This window comes from Brevibacterium sp. XM4083, assembly GCF_006489205.2.
GTDB lineage: Bacteria > Actinomycetota > Actinomycetes > Actinomycetales > Brevibacteriaceae > Brevibacterium.
In genome coordinates this window covers 372,467-388,251 of sequence record NZ_VFYR02000003.1, presented here as the reverse complement: position 1 = coordinate 388,251, position 15,785 = coordinate 372,467, and the positions used below count along the sequence as shown (strand labels likewise).

Here is a 15,785-nt window from a genome sequence, read left to right as displayed (position 1 = left end):
TGCTTCTTCCCCGTGCGCGCGGGGCTATGGTATCCCTGACAACAGCACGCAACGGTGCGTGCAGCACCAGGCATCCCGGCCGGCCGTCCCGCTGACCGGGAGCCACCCCGAAGGAGTCTCATGGTTCGGCCGACCGCGGTTCACATCCTCGATACGACGCTGCGCGACGGCCTCCAGATCGAGTCGACCATCGTGCCCACCGACGTCAAGGTCGAACTCGCCGAACGGCTCATCGCCGCAGGCCTCACCCAGCTCGAGGTCGGCTCCTTCGTCAACCCGAAGAAGGTCCCGCAGATGGCCGACACCGACGATGTGCTGCGTCGCCTCCAGCCCTATGAGGACCAGGGCGTCGAGTTCTTCACCCTCGTCTTCAATCTCAAAGGGGCACAGCGGGCCGTCGATGCCGGGGCGAAGAACATCAAACTCGTCGTCTCCGCCTCCGAAGGCCATTCGCAGGCGAACTCCGACGCTCCGATCGCGCAGGCCACCGAACGCCTGCTCGCCGCCGCCGACTACGCCACCGAACATGGACTGCGCTGGGACATCACGACGGCCGTGAGCTTCATCTGCCCCTTCGACGGCATCACCGACGCCGGCCGCCTCGTCGAGGTCCTCCGTCCCTTCGTCGACGCCGGCGCGCACAGCATCGGAGTCGCCGACACCATCGGCAACGCCAACCCCTCGCTCGTGGCCGCGAACACCTCGGCGGTCATGGACGCCTTCCCCGGCAAGCCGGTCAGCCTCCACCTCCACGACACGTACAACTTCGGCATGGCCAACGTCATCACCGCCCTCGACCTCGGCATCGAGAACTTCGACGCCGCCATGGGCGGCCTCGGCGGATGCCCGTTCGCCCCCGGAGCCGCCGGCAACATCGGCACCGACGACCTCGTCCACCTCCTCCACCGCGAAGGGGTCGCCACCGGCATCGACGTCGACGCGCTCGCCCAGGTCCGCACGCCGCTGACCGCGGCCGTCGGCCACGACCTCACCTCGAGCCTGTCCCAGATCCCCGCGGTTCCCGCGAACCTGACGAGCTGAGCGGGGCGAGCCATGAGCGCAGAGGACACGACCACGAGCCCCGAACCGCTGCCGCTCGACGGCATCCGCGTCATCGAGTTCTCCCACATGGTCATGGGGCCGAGCTGCGGGATGATCCTCGCCGACCTCGGCGCCGAGGTCATCAAGATCGAACCCCGCGGAGGCGGCGACAAGACCCGCTACCTCCCGGGTTCGGGTTCAGGACTCTTCCCCGCGTTCAACCGCAACAAGCGCAGCGTCCAACTCGACATCGCCGAGGCGGCCGACCGTGACATCGCACTCACCCTCATCGACTCCGCCGACGTCGTCCTCGAGAACTTCCGCGTCGGGCGCATGGAGTCCCTGGGCTTCGGCTATGAGGAGCTCGCCGCGCGCAATCCGCGACTCATCTGCTGCTCGCTCAAGGGCTTCCTCACCGGCCCCTACGGTGAGCGGACCGCCCTCGACGAGGTCGTCCAGATGCTCGGCGGTCTCGCCTTCATGACCGGACCGCCCGGCCAGCCCCTGCGCGCGGGGGCGAGCGTCAACGACATCATGGGCGGCATGTTCGGGGTCATCGGGATCCTCTCGGCGCTGCGGGTTCGGGAGCGGACCGGCTACGGGCAGGTCGTCAACTCCGCGCTCTTCGAGAACAACGCGTTCCTCGTCGGCACCCACATGGCCCAAGCGCAGCTGAGCGACGAACCGCTGCGGCCGATGCCCACCCGGCGGGCGACCTGGGCGGTCTACGACATCTTCCGCGACCGGGACGACAGCCAGGTCTTCGTCGCCGCCGTCAGCGACGGACAGTGGCGTGACCTCTGCGACGAGTTCGGACTCACCGAGCTCGCCGATGACCCCGCCCTGGCTGACAATCAGGGGCGCGTCGACAATCGCGACCGGATCCACCGCGTCCTCCAGGCCGCGCTGTCCCACCTCAGCCTCGACGAGATCGTCGAGAAGTGCACTCGGCGCGGCCTCCCGGTCGCTCCCGTCAACACGCCCGCCGATCTCACCGCCGACCCCCACCTCGTCGCCTCCGGGGCGCTGGCGGCCACGGCGCTGCCGACCGGAGAGCGCGTCGACGTCCCGCTGTTGCCGCTGACCTTCGACGGTGTGCATCTGCCGAAGCGCAGCGACGTGCCCGCCCCGGGGGAGCACAACGGGATCTACCGCGACCAGAACCCGGAGGAGCCGGTGCCCGGCGCTGAGGCCGAGCACCCGAGCACGCGAGCGCACGCGGCGGCCGGTGACGGCGACGATGACCTCGCCGGCAGCGAGGACGCACCCGAGCGCACCGAGGCGGAGGTGCAGTCGCCATGACCCGCGACGGGTTCCGCGACCGCGGGGCTTCCGCCGACAGAGGTCCGCACGCAGACGGAAGAAGAAAGGGCACTGCAGGCAACTGCAGCCGGTGAAGGAGTGACAATGCGATCAACGGAGATCTCAGGTCAGACAGGAACGACGGGCGGCGCGGCGACCGCCTCGGCGATGAGGCGGGGAAGGACACGCTGGGCGGGGATCGGTGCCGCGGTGGCAGCGACCGCGCTCGTCCTCTCGGGGTGCCAGGGCAAGGCGCAGCCGCCCGGCGAGAGCGGGGACTACCCGAGCGGCCCGGTGACGGTGACGGCCCCGGCCGAACCCGGATCAGGATGGGACACGACCGCACGCGCCGTCGTCGAGGCGCTGCAGCGCGACGAACTCGTCACCTCGCCGCTGCCGGTGCAGAACCGGCCGGGCGGCACGGGCTGCTCGTGGCTGACGACGATGATGCAGCAGGACAAGGGCAAGGACGATCAGATCGCGATCACGTCGCTGGCGAGCCAGACGATGAAGGCGCGGGGACTGTGCGAGTACGGCCCGGAGGATGCCACTCTCATCGCCACGCTCTACGTCGAGGACTTCATGGTCGTGGGCCCGAAGGACGGCGACATCCAGAACCTCGAGGACCTCGTCGCCGCGCTCAAGGACGACCCGCAGAAGGTCACCGTCGCCGCAGCCGGTGACGACACGCTGCCGTTCGCGCTCTTCGCCCAGGCCGCCGGGGTCAAGCCCGCCGACGTCAACTTCGTCAACTACGACGGCGGCGGCGAACAGACGACGGCGATGCTCAACGGCGATGCGAAGGTCGCGATCGCCGGGCTCAGCGAGTTCCGGTCCGTGCTCGAAGCCGGCGACATCGTCCCCCTCGTCACGTTCGCCGAGCAGCCGCTGGCGGCTCCCTTCGACACGGTGCCGACGGCGAAGGACTCCGGGTACGACGTGACCTTGGGCAATTGGCGCGGGGTCTACGGTCCCGCGGACATGCCGCAGACCGCCGTCGACTACTGGGCGACGACGCTCGAGGAGATGAGCACGTCACCCACCTGGGAGGACACGGTCAAGAAGAACCAATGGGCACCGGAGTTCAAGACCGGCGAGGACGCGCAGGCCTACGTCAAGGAGGCCGCGACCACCGTCGACGAGGGTGTCAAGGCCACCGGCATCGGTTCGGAGAAATGACCGCGACGAGGCGCGACCTCGTCACCGGGGTCGTCGTCGCCGTCATCGGCGTGATCTACTACCTCGCGACGTTCTCCATCCAGGAGACGTCCGACATCGTCACGCCGCGGACGTTCCCGGCGATCGTCGGGGCAGGACTGATCATCCTTGGTCTCTTCCTCGCCGGTCAGGCCCTGTGGCAGGGGAGGAGGACGGCCGCGGGCACGACCAGGGCAGATGCGACGGCTGTGGACGCGACCAGGGCAGACACAGGGCCCGGCGACACGACAGCCGCAGACGCGACGCCTGCAGACACGGCCCCCGGCGACAAGGAGCCTGAACCCGCCTCGGGCGTCGTCCTCCCCGCGCCCGAGGACCCGCCGGCCCGCAGGGTCGTGCTCCAGTTCGCGCTCTTCTTCGTCTACCTCGCGATCGTCATTCCCGTCGGCTTCCTCCTCTCGACGGCGGCCTTCCTCATGACGGTGACGAGCCTCTACGCCCCGGAGAAGTGGATCCGCAACCTCCTCTACTCGGTGCTCTTCTCCGTCATCATCTACGTCGCCTTCGTCTACGGGCTGCAGGTCTACCTGCCCGTGGGAATCCTAGGGTAGAGGGAGGCACGGACATGGACACTCTCGGTGACCTCGCCGGCGGTTTCGCCGCAGCGGTGCAGCCGGCCAGTCTCGCCTTCGCCCTGCTCGGGGTCCTCCTCGGCACCGTCGTCGGCGTCCTGCCCGGCATCGGACCGATCTCGGCGATCGCGATCCTCATCCCCGTCTCCTTCGGCATGGAGCCGGTGCACGGGCTCATCCTCCTCTGCGGCATCTACTACGGGTCGATGTACGGCGGGTCGATCACCGCGACCCTCATCAAGACCCCCGGTGAGGTCGCCAGCGCGGTGACGGCGATCGAGGGCTACGAGATGGCCCGCCGCGGTCGGGCCAAAGCCGCGCTCGCGACCGCGGCGATCGGGTCGTTCCTCGCCGGCACGCTCGCCATCATCGGGCTGACCTTCCTCTCCCCGCTGCTCGTCCAGCTCGCGAACTACTTCGGCGCCACCGAGTACTTCCTCCTCATGGCCACCGCGCTGCTCCTCGCCTCGACGATGTCGGCGGGGTCCCGGGCCAAGGCGCTCATCTCGATCTTCATCGGGCTGGCCGTCGGCCTCATCGGCCTCGACTTCCAGACGGGGCTGCCGCGCCAGACCTTCGGCATCGGACTCCTCTCCGACGGCATCGACTTCACGATCTTCGCGATGGCGCTCTTCGCGATCCCCGAGGCGATCCGCAACCTCGCCCTCGGGCGCGGAGCGAAGGAGGAGATCCAGAGCTTCGGCAGCGACAGGTGGATGACGAAGGAGGACTGGCAGCGCTCGGCGGGACCGTGGGCGCGCGGGTCGGTCCTCGGCTTCATCATCGGCGTTCTGCCCGGGGTCGGGCCGTCGCTCGCATCATTCATGTCCTACATCATGGAGAAGCGGATCTCACGGCGGAAGCACGAGTTCGGGCACGGGGCGATCGAAGGCGTGGCCGGTCCCGAGGCGGCGAACAACGCCGGCGTCGGCGGGGCGATGATCCCGCTCTTCAGCCTCGGCATTCCGGGATCGGCGACGACGGCGCTGCTCCTCTTCGTCTTCACGATGTACGGGCTCCAGCCGGGACCGCTGATCTTCCGTGACGATTCGGCGCTGATCTGGACGATCATCGCGAGCATGTACATCGGCAACGTCGCGCTCATCATCCTCAACCTCCCGCTCGTCGGCGTCTTCGTCAAACTGCTCAAGATGCCCAAGGAGATCCTCTTCTCCGCGATCCTCGTCCTCGTCGTCATCGGCGCCTACGCGATCGAATTCAGCCTCTTCGGCCTCCTGCTGCTCGGCATCTTCGGGGTCATCGGCTACCTCATGGAGAAGGGCGGCATCCCGCTCGCCCCGTCGATCCTCGCGCTCGTGCTCGTCCCGCTCCTCGAGGACAACTTCCGCCGGATGCTCCAGATCTCCGGCGGTTCGATCGCGCCCCTTTTCACCCGGCCGGTGTCCCTGGCGATCATCATCCTCATGCTCGCCGGCATCGTTGGTCCGTTCCTCTTCCGCTGGTGGGTGCGTCGGCGGAAGCTCCTGGCCGACGTCAGCGTCGGCTGACCCGACCGCACACCGTCAGACACGAGAGGAAGGCCCCCATGGCACGGTCCATCGACACGGCAGAGGCGAACCCCATCGCCGAGGTGCGCGCCGGACCGGACCCGGACCCGCCCGACGGCGGCAACCGCAGGTCCGCGGAGACCCCGCCGACCGGTGAAGTGCAGGAGGTCGGGGTCATCGCCCGCAGCGCAGCGATCCTCACCGCCCTTCAGGACTCACCGCTGACCGCCGCCGAGGTGTGCCGGCGACTCGGCTACTCGAAGTCGACGACCTACCGGCTGCTCGCCGATCTGCGCGCCCACCGGTTCATCGTCCGCGACCCTTCGGGTCTGCTGCGACTCGGGCCGTTCCCCGGGCGGCGGAGCATCGCGACGACGAACTCCGTCCTCGAGCACCTGCGGACCCGGGCGAGCGAGTCCGTGCAGCTGTGGGTCCGCGTCGGCGAGGACCGCGTGTGCGTGCGCAACGTCGAAGCCGACCACGAACTGCGGGTCACGCGCAGCGTCGGCACGATCCTCCCGCTCGTCGACGGCGGGTCCGGGGCGCTCGCCCTGTGCGGACCGGGCAGTCCGCAGGAGTTCTACGCAACGAAGCAGGCACGGGTCAAGGGGACCGCCTCGGCGAGTGTCGCCTTCACGGTCGGGCCCACGGTCTTCGCGCTCTGCGTGTCCTATCCGCTCTCCCGCGAACCCGACAACGTCGCCGGGGCCTACCGCGGACTGCTCACGAATGCCGCGACCGAGCTGAAGTCGCTGCTCGACGGCAGCGAGGAGCTCAACGTCCTCCGCGACATCGCCCGCCTCTCGGTCGGGGCGGCCCGCAGCGGACCCCGATGACCGCCTCAGTGAAGCCGGTGCTGGGTCAGCTGTCGCCCTCGCCGAGGTAGAACGCCGTCGTGCGCTCGGCGGCGGCCCGGGCCTCGTCGTCGGGGGTGCCGGCCTGCCGGGACGCCTCAGCCCAGCGATCGCTGACGATGCGGATGAAGTCGTGGGCGGATTCGGCTTCGAACGTCGCCTCGTCGCGGGGCTCATCGCTGCGGGACTCGAGGTAGAGGGCGAGACCGAGGAACGAGAGGTCCCAGCCGACCCCGCCGGCACCGGGGCCGAACTGCGTCCAGAAGTCGGCGTCGGCCTCGGCGGTGAACCGGTGTTCGAGGGTGAGCCGGGCGTGGCGGCCGTCCTTGGCCATGCGCACGTCGACCACGCTCTCATCACCGGCGCTCTCCCACGTCAGGGTGAAGGATTCGCGGGGTTCGCAGGCCGTGATCGTGCCCTCGGCGTTGTCCTCGATGACGTAGCGTCCGCCGAGCCGGAAGTGACCGGCCACGGGCGCGAACCACTTGCCGAGGCGCTCGGGATCGGTGCACGCCTCCCAGAGGTTCTCCAGTGAGACGGGGAAGGTCTGGGTCAGCGACTGCGCGGTGTGCCGGATGCCGTCGGCGACGTCGACGGTGAGGGTGCGCGCGACGGAATCGGGTTGGGCGGCGATGATCTCGTCATCCGTGCGGTACGCCATGCGTGCTCCTTCGGGTCGGTCGCCGGCGGTCGGCGCTTCTCATCATAGGCCCGCCCGGATCGCGGTCGTCCCCACCGCCGCGGCGCCGCGATATGGTTCGATGAAACCATGACTGCTGCACTCGAGACCCATCGCGCCCGCCTCGGCGACGGGGCGATCTACAACGGCCTGTGGATGATGTCGGCGGCCCCGGAGCTCGCGACGATCGGGGCGGCGGCCGGGTTCGACTACGTGTGCCTCGACCTCCAGCACGGTCTCGCCCGGTCCGGTGACGTCGTGCGCCTGTCCGATGCCGTCCGCGCACACGGGTCCGCGCTCGTCACGGCCCGAGTCGCGGCGAACCGGTTCACGGAGATCGGGCTGCTCGCCGACGCCGGCGTCGAGGCGATCATCGTTCCCCTCATCGATTCCGTCGCCGACGCCGAGGCAGCCGTCGCCGCGCTCGACTACCCGAGTCGCGGCGGCCGCCGCTCGTGGGGTCCGACCGCGGAGATCCTCACCGGCCGGGTGCAGGACTCCCGCGCCGCCCGTCCGCTCCTCTTCGTCATGATCGAGACCGCCGAGGCGCTCGCCGCCGTCGAGGACATCTGCGCGGTGCCCGGCGTCGACGGGGTCTACGTCGGCCCGGCGGACCTCGCGTTCGCCGTCGGCACGGATCCGGGCCAGCCCAACGACGCCCACGCCGAGGCGCTCGTGCGCATCCGCACCGCCGCGGACTCCGCCAGCATCGTGCCGGGCATCCACTGCTCGACCGGGGCGGAGGCCAAGCTGCGGGAGGAGCAGGGATTCCGGTTCATCACCTCGGCGAGTGACATCGGGGCAGCGGGCCGGGCGCTGCGGGAGGACCTCGAGGCAGCCCGCAGCTGAGAGTCTGCCGTCAGCGACGGAGGTCGACGACGGTGCGCAGGCCCGGGGTGGGGTGGGCGAACTCCGCCGGCAGATCGGTCAGCCCGATGGGGCCGCCGAGGATGTCGTCCCAGGGCAGCACCGATCCGGCGGTGGCGAGGAAGTCGACGGCGGCGGTGAGGTGCCGGGGCTCGTAGTTGTGGACCCCGGTGATCGTGCGCCACCCGCGGACGATGCGTTCGGGGTCGACGGTGACGTCCGGGCCGGGTGAGACGCTGCCGACGAGGACCGCGGTGCCGCCGACGCCGAGCGCGTCCAGGCACGTGCGGACTCCCGCGTGAGCGCCGGAGAGTTCGATGGCGACGTCGACCTCGGCAGGGGTGTCTCCGTCACCGGTGACGAGGACGTCGGCGCCTGCCGCGGCGGCGAGGGTGCGACGGTCTGGGGCGGGGTCGAACGCGGCGACCTCGGCAGCCCCGCGTGCCTTCGCCGCCGCGACCGCGGCGAGTCCGAGCATCCCGAGGCCGTTGATGAGCACTCGTCGTCCGGCCAGCTCCCCGGCCGCGTCGAGGGCGGCCATGACCGTGGCCACCGCACAGCCGGCGGTCGCCGCGACGGCGTCGGGCACGTGCGTGGGAACGGGGGCGACCGCGACGCCGGCGGGCAGGAGGATGTGCGACGCGTAGGTGCCCGACAGGGCCCAGCCGGAGTCGGTTGCTTCGTGGCCGACCTTGGCGACCGCGGCGCATTTCGCGCTCAGTCCACGCCGGCAGTTCTCACACGTCCCGCACACCGAGGTGACGGCGAAGACGACGCGCTCGCCGACGGTGAGATCGCCCCTCGTCGCCTCGATGACGCCGACTCCCTCATGGCCGAGCACCGACGGACAGGCCCCGGAGCGATGGCCGGAGACCGTGTGGCGGTCCGATCCGCAGACGGTCGCGGCGCTCAGGCGCACGAGGCTCTCCCCGTCCGCGAGGACCGGGATCGGCAGGGTCTGCCGGTCGAAGCGATCATCGCCGAGCCAGACGAGCGCTTCGGCGGTCGCCGCCGGAGGCCCGGGCAGAGGATTCGATGAGGCGGCGGGAAGATCCGCGGAGGCAGTCGGGGTCGCGGAGGCAGTCGGGGTGGTCCGGGTCGCGGTGTCGCGGCGGCTGGAGCCCGCGGTCGCAGTCGAGGTCTGGTCGTCCATAGACGACCAGTTGACCAACCTCGGCGTGACTTGTCTACACAAGTCGCCCGAGTTCACGCACGCGCCACGATGATTTCATGCGCCGTTGTCGGGCGGAGGATCGTCCTCGTCGGGGTTCGGGCCGTCCCGCCTCGGCGGGAGTATCGTGAGGACATGGCGCACGCGCAGATGTTCGACGATGATGACCCGGTGCTCGCGCGGTTCCGGACGCTCGCGCTCGGGTATCCCGATGCGCAGGAGAAGGTCTCGCACGGTCGCCCGGCGTTCTTCACGAAGAAGATCTTCGCGTATTTCGGCGGCACGGAGAAGCACGTGACCGGGCAGATGGAGCAGCATCCGCACGCCGTCCTCCTCCTGCTCGATCCTGAAGACGCCGAGGTGATGCTCGAGCGCGACGACACGTTCGTCCCGATGTACCTGGGGCCCACCGGATGGATCGGCATCGACATCGACGACCTTCCCGACGCGGAACTCCGCGAGCTGCTCACCGATTCCTACCGCAGCACCGCACCGAGGACGTTGGCCAGGCTCGTCGAGGCGGAAGCGGACTCGCAGTCCTGAGACGACCCCGACGTCGACACTTGCAGGTGAGGGCAACGGGTGCGGTCGTGCGCTGACGGTCGTAGGGTGGAATCATGACTGAATCCGGCAACGGCACCCCGATTCCCACCGTCGATCTCAATGATGGTCGTCCGATCCCGCAGATCGGCCTCGGCACCTACGCGATGACCGGTGACGAGGGCGTCGCGGCGATCGACGCCGGCATCGCCGGCGGCTACCGACTGCTCGACACCGCGGTCAACTACCAGAACGAACGCGAAGTCGGTCGCGCGATCGCCGAGAGCCCCGTCGCCCGCGAGGACCTGTTCGTCACGAGCAAGATCCCCGGCCGCCACCACGGCTTCGACGAGGCGATCGCGAGCACCGAGGAATCCCTCGCCCGACTCGGCCTCGACCACCTCGACCTCCACCTCATCCACTGGCCCAACCCCAGCGTCGGCAAGTACGTCGACACGTGGCGCGGCCTCATCGAACTGCGCGACCGTGGACTCGTGACATCGATCGGCGTCTCGAACTTCACCGCGGACATGCTCACCGAACTCATCGAGGCCACCGGCGTGACCCCCGCCGTCAACCAGGTCGAGCTCCACCCGTACTTCCCGCAGACCGCGCTCGTCGACTTCCACCGGTCGATCGGCGTCCAGACCGAATCGTGGTCACCGCTCTACCGCGACGGCGGGCTCTTCGCCGAAGCGCCCATCACCGAGGCGGCGGCCGCCCACGGCGTCGAACCGGCCCAGGTGGTGCTGCGCTGGCACGTCGAGATCGGCAGCATCCCGATCCCGAAGTCCGCGAACCCGGCCCGCCAGCGGACGAACGCCGACATCTTCGGCTTCAGCCTCACCCCCGCCGAGGTGGCTGCGATCTCCGGACTCGAGCGCGGCCGGATGAAGGACCGGGACCCGCTCACGCACGAAGAGATGTGACCGGCCGCGGCGGCCTCAGTGCGTCACGGTCTCGCGCTGCTTCGCATCGGCCCGCCGGGTCCGCAGGTTGCGGATGACCGCGGCGATGAGCGGGTAGGCCAGTGCGACGAGGGCCGCGAGGGTGAGGATGAGCGAGAGCGGCTGCTGGAACATGATGAGCAGGCTGCCGTTGCCCAGCGCCGAGGTCTGCACGAGGTACTTCTCGAGCAGCGGGCCGAGCACGAGGCCGAGGACGAACGGCGCGGCGGGGAAGTCGAAGCGCTTCATGAAGTAGCCGAGCAGCCCGGAGAAGAACACGATCCACAGGGTGAACATGTTGTTGCCGAGCGCGAAGGCGCCGATGAAGCTCATCATCAGCACGATCGGATAGAGGTAGACGTAGGGGATCCGCAGGATCTGCGCGAACACCGGCGCCATCGGCAGGTTGAGCACGAGCAGGATGAGGTTGCCGAAGAAGAAGCTCACGAGCAGACCCCACACGAGATCCGGCTCCTGCTGGAAGAGCAGCGGTCCGGGCTGCAGACCGAAGATGATGAAGGCGCCGAGGAGGACCGCCGTCGTGCCGCTGCCGGGGATGCCGAGGGCGAGGGTCGGGATGAAGCTCGCGTTCGCGGCCGCATTGTTCGCCGCCTCGGGAGCCGCCACGGCCTCGGGTGCGCCCTTGCCGATGAACTGCCGGAACCGGCTCACCTGCTTCTCGACACCGTAGGCGAGGAACGTCGCGAGCGTCGCCCCGGCGCCGGGCAGGACTCCGACGGTGAAGCCGAGACCGGTGCCGCGCACCGTCGACGGGAACGCCCGCCGCAGCTCCTCCTTCGTCACGAGCAGATCCCGGAAACCGGCGCGGATGGGCTTCTCCCCGCCTCGGCGGATCTGGTGGAGGACCTCACCGACGGCGAAGATGCCGATCATCACGGCGACGAAGTCGAGGCCGGAGAGGAGATTGACGCTGCCGAACGTGAACCGCGCCGTGGAGAATCCCGAGGCGACCCCGACCATCGACACGAGCAGTCCGGCCGCGGCCATCGTGATGCCGCGCAGGATGTTCTCCCCGGCGAACGACACGATCGTCGCCATGCCGAGGAGGATGATCGCGAGGTTCTCGGCCGGACCGAAGTTGAGGGCGAACCGGGCGATCGGCTGTGCGAGGGCGATGAGGCCGATGAGGGAGACGATGGCGGCGAAGAACGAGGCGAGAGCCGAGATCGCCAGCGCCGCTCCGGCTCTGCCCTTCCGCGCCATCTGATAGCCGTCGATCGTGAGCACGACGCTCGAGGAGTCACCGGGGGTCGAGATGAGGATCGAACTGATCGACGACCCGTACTGTGACCCGTAGTAGATGCCGGCGAGCATGATGAGCGCGGTCACCGGGTCGAACGTCAGGGTGACGGGCAGGAGGATCGCCACGCCCGTGGTCGATCCGAGGCCGGGCAGCAATCCGATGACCGTGCCGAGCAGCACGCCGACGAAGCACCACAGCAGATTCTCCGGGCTGACCGCGGTCTCCAGCCCGAGCATGAGATTGTCGATCATGAGAACTCCTCAGATCAGGCCGAGCATCCCCGTCGGCATGGGAACCGAGAGGACGAGGCCGAAGACGATGTAGACGAACACGGCGGCCCCGATCGTCGCCGCCGCCGAGGTCCACCACTTCTGCTTCTCCACGACGATGAGGAGGAAGAGGATCGCCAGGGACAGCGCGATGATGAGGCCGAGGACCGGAACGAGGGCGAGGGCGATGCCGAAGGTCGCGAAGATGACGAAGGGCGCGCGGTTGCGCTGCTTCTCCGTGCGACCGAAGGTGTCGACGTCGTCCCCGCTGGCTGAGACCGCCTCGGAGGCGGAGTCGATCGATTCCGCGGCCGTGGCCTCGATGTCCTCGACGGCGGACATGATGCGCCCGCCCGAGGTTCCGACGCGGGCGAAGAAGAGACGGAAGATCTCCGCCACCGAGGCGAGGAAGATGAAGGTGCCGGTGAGGAACGGCAGCAGGCCCGGCCCCACCTCGCCGCTGTCGACGCTCAGCCCGTAGCCGATCCCCATGACCGCTGCCACGGCTCCGACGACCCCGAGGATCGCGGTGCCGATGACGTCGGAGACCTCAGGGCGGTTGCGGGGCGGATTCTTCGCAGTGACCGTGTTCATGGCTCCTCCATTCCGTTCATCGCGTCTCAGCCCCCGCCGAGGCGGTCGTCCCGGTCATCGGGTCCTGCGCGGCAGCCGTGTCCCGGCGCGAGGCGGCCATCGCCACAGCGAGGTCGAAGGCGTGCTGGCTCGGGCTGAGATCGGCGGTGCGGGTGCCGACGATCCCGTGCGCGGTGCCGTGGGCGGGGGTGGCGATGGGGATCGGGAGCCCGCCGTGGACGGTCACCCCCTGATCGAAGCCGAGCAGCTTCATCGCGATCTGCCCCTGGTCGTGGTACATCGTCACGACCCCGTCGTAGTCGCCGCCGGCGGCGCGACCGAAGAGCGTGTCGCACGGGAACGGGCCCTCGACGTCGATGCCGCGGGTGCGAGCGAGTTCGATGGCGGGGGCGATGTCCTCGATCTCCTCCCGCCCGAACTTCCCGCCCTCCCCGGCGTGCGGGTTGAGCGCACAGACTGCCAGCCTCGGTGTCGGGGTCCGGGTCTCTCGGACGACGCGGTCGAGGAGCTCGATCGTCTCGAGCACCCGGCCGGCGCGGATGCCCGCGGCGATCTGGGACACCGGCACGTGCGAGGTGACGCGGGCGGTGACGAGGGAGGAGATGAAGTTGAGTTCGGAGGTGAAGCCGGTGAACCCGATGCGCTTCGCGAACCACCGCAGCTCGTCCTCCTCCGTCATCCCCGCCCGGCCCATCGCGCCCTTGTTGAGCGGGAGGAAGAGCACCCCGTCGGCGCGTCCGGCCGACCAGAGGTCGAGCGCGGTGCCGAGGTCGGCCAGGGCCCGCTCACCGGCTGCCGTGCTCACCACTCCGGGTGCGATCTCCTCACCGTCGTAGGCGGTGCCGAGGAACTCGATGGCATCGCGGTCGGGGATGCTCACCCCGGCGGTGTCGGCGAAGGCCTGCAGTTCGTCGGGGGTGGCTGTGACGAGGACATCGGCGCGTGAGCGGTTGTCCGGGTCGGCGAGGAGCCGGGCGAGAAGCTCGGGGCCGACCCCGGAGAGATCGCCGGGCACGAGGACGAGGCGGGGGCGGGTCGTGGTCTCGGTCACGGCGGCGCTCACTTCCCGATCGCCTGACGCAGCTCCTTGTCGTTCTCCGCCAGATACGCGGAGAAGTCGTCCCCGTAGGCGACGTTGGGCTGCATCATGTTGTCCTCGATGTACTTCTTGTAGGCATCGGACTCGGCGAACTTCTTCGACTGATCGATCCAGTACTGCTTCGCCTCATCCGGGATGTTCCCGGGGGCGATGACGCCGCGGAACTGGGCGAAGGCGACATCGATGCCCTGTTCCTTCGCCGTCGGGATGTCCTTGAGCGCGTCGTACTCGTAGCGTTCGTCCGAGGCGGCGCACAGCGGCTTGAGGTCACCGGACTCGAGCTGACCGGCGACCTCGCCGGGGTTGACGGAGATCGCCTCGACCTGACCGCCGAGGACTGCGGTGATCACCTCGGCGCCGGATTCGAAGGGCACGCGGTCGAACGTCGCCCCGGTGGCCTTCTCCATGAGCGTGAAGGTGATGTTGTCGAGGCCGGTGGCGCCGGAGATCGCGACGACCGTGCGCTCGTTCTGCGCTTTGTCCGTGAGATCCGAGCACGTGTTGAGCGGGGAGTCGGCCTTCGTGACGATGAGCGTGTAGTCGTCGCCGAGCTTCATGATCGGCGTGAAGCTCTCGTACGTGAACTCGACGTCCTGGGTCGCCGGCAGGGCGAGCATCGCCGTCTCCGTGGCGAGCAGGTAGCTCGGGTCCCCACTGCGTCCGAGGAACTCCGAGTACCCGACCGCGCCGGAGCCGCCGTCGATGTTCTGCACGGTGATCGACTTGCCCGTCGCCTCCTCGAGACCCGAGGCGGTGGCGCGGCCGGCGATGTCGCTGCCGCCGCCGGCGGCGAAGGGCACGATCATCGTGACGTTGCCGGGGGGCTCGTATCCGCCGTCGGATGAGCCCGACGATCCCTGACCGCATGCGCTGAGGGCCAGCGACAGGGCGCCGGCCACGGCGACAGTGGTGAGCAGCTTCTTCGAATGCATGTCCATCTCCTTTGACAGAACTTCCAGGTCGGTGGTGCCGGTGGAGCCGGAGCGATCAGGCGATCACTCGGAAGTGCGCAATGAGGCACGCACCTCCTCGAGCCAGCGGTCGGATTCCGGAGTCGCCCCGTCGAGGCGGTCGACGACGTCGATGAGGAATGAGAGGTTTCCGTGGTTGTCGAGTTCGGTCTCGATCTCGTCGATGTCGCCGCGCAGGATGACCTCGAGCATGTGGGCGTGCCGGGCGACGTTGCCGTCGAGGTCCTCGATCTCCCGCCGCGCCTGGTTGTTCAGGGCCATGCACATCTGCAGCTGCATCGCCATCGCCCGGTACGTCGATTCGATGCGGGCGTGGCCGGCGAGGCCGACGACGGCGTAGTGGAACTCGAAGCCCGCCGCGACCATGTCGCCCTCGGATCCCGAATCCGCGATGTCCTGCATCGTCGCCAGCGCCGCCCGGCACCGGTCGACGCGTTCGGGAACGAGGGTCGGCAGGGCGAGGCGCAGCGCCATCGACTCGAGTTCGCGGCGCAGGGTGGCGATCTCGAACACGTCGTGCTGGGTGATCGCCATGATCCGCACGCCCTTGCGGGGAGTGTGCTCGACGAGTCCGGTGTGGGCGAGTTCCTTGAGCGCCTCGCGCAGCGGCGGACGGGAGATGCCGAGCTCTTCGCACAGGCGCTCCTCGACGAGACGCTCACCGGGAAGGTAGTTGCCTTCGAGGATGGTGCGTTCGAGGGCCTGCCGCGCCAGCACCGACAGGCTGGGCTGGGAGGAAACGAGAGTCGACACTTTTGAATAGATCCTCTTTTGTATACAGTAGTGCAAAGACTGTAACGCGGATCACAGCAGTAATCAATGGGTGTTTCGCCGGAGTGTCGCATCGTGTGCGATGGACCGGACGAAGATTCCTACAGGATCGACGGCG

16 protein-coding genes are annotated in these 15,785 nt (G+C 69.1%); 9 read left to right on the top strand and 7 right to left on the bottom strand.

Annotated elements, in window-relative coordinates; translation table 11 throughout:
- Positions 1 to 120 precede the first annotated feature (120 nt).
- The 6 genes from FJ887_RS11055 to FJ887_RS11030 all read left to right on the top strand — a co-directional run bounded on the left by FJ887_RS11055 (position 121) and on the right by FJ887_RS11030 (position 6,477).
- Positions 121 to 1,041, top strand: a complete 921-nt coding sequence (locus tag FJ887_RS11055) for a hydroxymethylglutaryl-CoA lyase (protein ID WP_137826195.1) — start codon at positions 121 to 123, stop codon at positions 1,039 to 1,041.
- A gap of 12 nt (positions 1,042 to 1,053) precedes the next feature.
- Complete coding sequence (locus FJ887_RS11050) at positions 1,054 to 2,343, top strand: CaiB/BaiF CoA transferase family protein (protein ID WP_137826194.1); 1,290 nt, start codon at positions 1,054 to 1,056, stop codon at positions 2,341 to 2,343.
- A 105-nt stretch (positions 2,344 to 2,448) separates the two neighbouring features.
- Entirely contained in the window at positions 2,449 to 3,522 is a 1,074-nt protein-coding gene (locus FJ887_RS11045; protein WP_249356838.1) for a Bug family tripartite tricarboxylate transporter substrate binding protein, read from the top strand.
- On the top strand, positions 3,519 to 4,112 hold the full coding sequence (locus tag FJ887_RS11040; protein ID WP_137826193.1) for a tripartite tricarboxylate transporter TctB family protein: 594 nt from the start codon (positions 3,519 to 3,521) through the stop codon (positions 4,110 to 4,112). The genes FJ887_RS11045 and FJ887_RS11040 overlap by 4 nt, the downstream gene beginning before the upstream one ends.
- Before the next feature lie 14 nt (positions 4,113 to 4,126).
- On the top strand, positions 4,127 to 5,641 hold the full coding sequence (locus tag FJ887_RS11035) for a tripartite tricarboxylate transporter permease (protein WP_137826192.1): 1,515 nt from the start codon (positions 4,127 to 4,129) through the stop codon (positions 5,639 to 5,641).
- A 38-nt stretch (positions 5,642 to 5,679) separates the two neighbouring features.
- Positions 5,680 to 6,477 (top strand): helix-turn-helix domain-containing protein, encoded by a 798-nt coding sequence (locus tag FJ887_RS11030; RefSeq protein ID WP_137826191.1) that lies wholly within the window; start codon positions 5,680 to 5,682, stop codon positions 6,475 to 6,477.
- Positions 6,478 to 6,502: 25 nt separating this feature from the next.
- Here the strand turns inward: FJ887_RS11030 and FJ887_RS11025 are convergent, their stop codons facing one another.
- Complete coding sequence (locus FJ887_RS11025) at positions 6,503 to 7,156, bottom strand: SRPBCC domain-containing protein (RefSeq protein WP_137826190.1); 654 nt, start codon at positions 7,154 to 7,156, stop codon at positions 6,503 to 6,505.
- Positions 7,157 to 7,264: 108 nt separating this feature from the next.
- Here FJ887_RS11025 and FJ887_RS11020 point away from each other — a divergent pair, with 108 nt between their 5' ends.
- Positions 7,265 to 8,023, top strand: coding sequence for an HpcH/HpaI aldolase family protein (locus FJ887_RS11020; protein WP_137826189.1), 759 nt, complete (start codon positions 7,265 to 7,267; stop codon positions 8,021 to 8,023).
- 10 nt (positions 8,024 to 8,033) lie between these two features.
- Here the strand turns inward: FJ887_RS11020 and FJ887_RS11015 are convergent, their stop codons facing one another.
- Positions 8,034 to 9,194: a zinc-binding dehydrogenase gene (locus FJ887_RS11015; RefSeq protein ID WP_137826188.1), complete on the bottom strand. Its 1,161-nt coding sequence runs from the start codon at positions 9,192 to 9,194 to the stop codon at positions 8,034 to 8,036.
- Positions 9,195 to 9,347: 153 nt separating this feature from the next.
- Between FJ887_RS11015 and FJ887_RS11010 the strand changes: the two genes are divergently transcribed.
- Positions 9,348 to 9,755, top strand: a complete 408-nt coding sequence (locus FJ887_RS11010; RefSeq protein WP_249356837.1) for an MmcQ/YjbR family DNA-binding protein — start codon at positions 9,348 to 9,350, stop codon at positions 9,753 to 9,755.
- Between the two features lie 74 nt (positions 9,756 to 9,829).
- Positions 9,830 to 10,681, top strand: coding sequence for an aldo/keto reductase (locus FJ887_RS11005; protein ID WP_137826187.1), 852 nt, complete (start codon positions 9,830 to 9,832; stop codon positions 10,679 to 10,681).
- 15 nt (positions 10,682 to 10,696) lie between these two features.
- Here the strand turns inward: FJ887_RS11005 and FJ887_RS11000 are convergent, their stop codons facing one another.
- The 5 genes from FJ887_RS11000 to FJ887_RS10980 all read right to left on the bottom strand — a co-directional run bounded on the left by FJ887_RS11000 (position 10,697) and on the right by FJ887_RS10980 (position 15,649).
- On the bottom strand, positions 10,697 to 12,214 hold the full coding sequence (locus FJ887_RS11000) for a tripartite tricarboxylate transporter permease (RefSeq protein WP_137826186.1): 1,518 nt from the start codon (positions 12,212 to 12,214) through the stop codon (positions 10,697 to 10,699).
- Between the two features lie 9 nt (positions 12,215 to 12,223).
- Positions 12,224 to 12,826, bottom strand: coding sequence for a tripartite tricarboxylate transporter TctB family protein (locus FJ887_RS10995; protein WP_137826185.1), 603 nt, complete (start codon positions 12,824 to 12,826; stop codon positions 12,224 to 12,226).
- A 16-nt stretch (positions 12,827 to 12,842) separates the two neighbouring features.
- A complete protein-coding gene (locus FJ887_RS10990) occupies positions 12,843 to 13,877 on the bottom strand; it encodes a 4-hydroxythreonine-4-phosphate dehydrogenase PdxA (RefSeq protein WP_140955389.1) in 1,035 nt (344 codons plus the stop codon).
- Positions 13,878 to 13,885: 8 nt separating this feature from the next.
- Complete coding sequence (locus tag FJ887_RS10985) at positions 13,886 to 14,857, bottom strand: tripartite tricarboxylate transporter substrate binding protein (RefSeq protein ID WP_137827038.1); 972 nt, start codon at positions 14,855 to 14,857, stop codon at positions 13,886 to 13,888.
- A 63-nt stretch (positions 14,858 to 14,920) separates the two neighbouring features.
- Entirely contained in the window at positions 14,921 to 15,649 is a 729-nt protein-coding gene (locus FJ887_RS10980; RefSeq protein WP_137827037.1) for a GntR family transcriptional regulator, read from the bottom strand.
- Between the last annotated feature and the right edge of the window lie 136 nt (positions 15,650 to 15,785).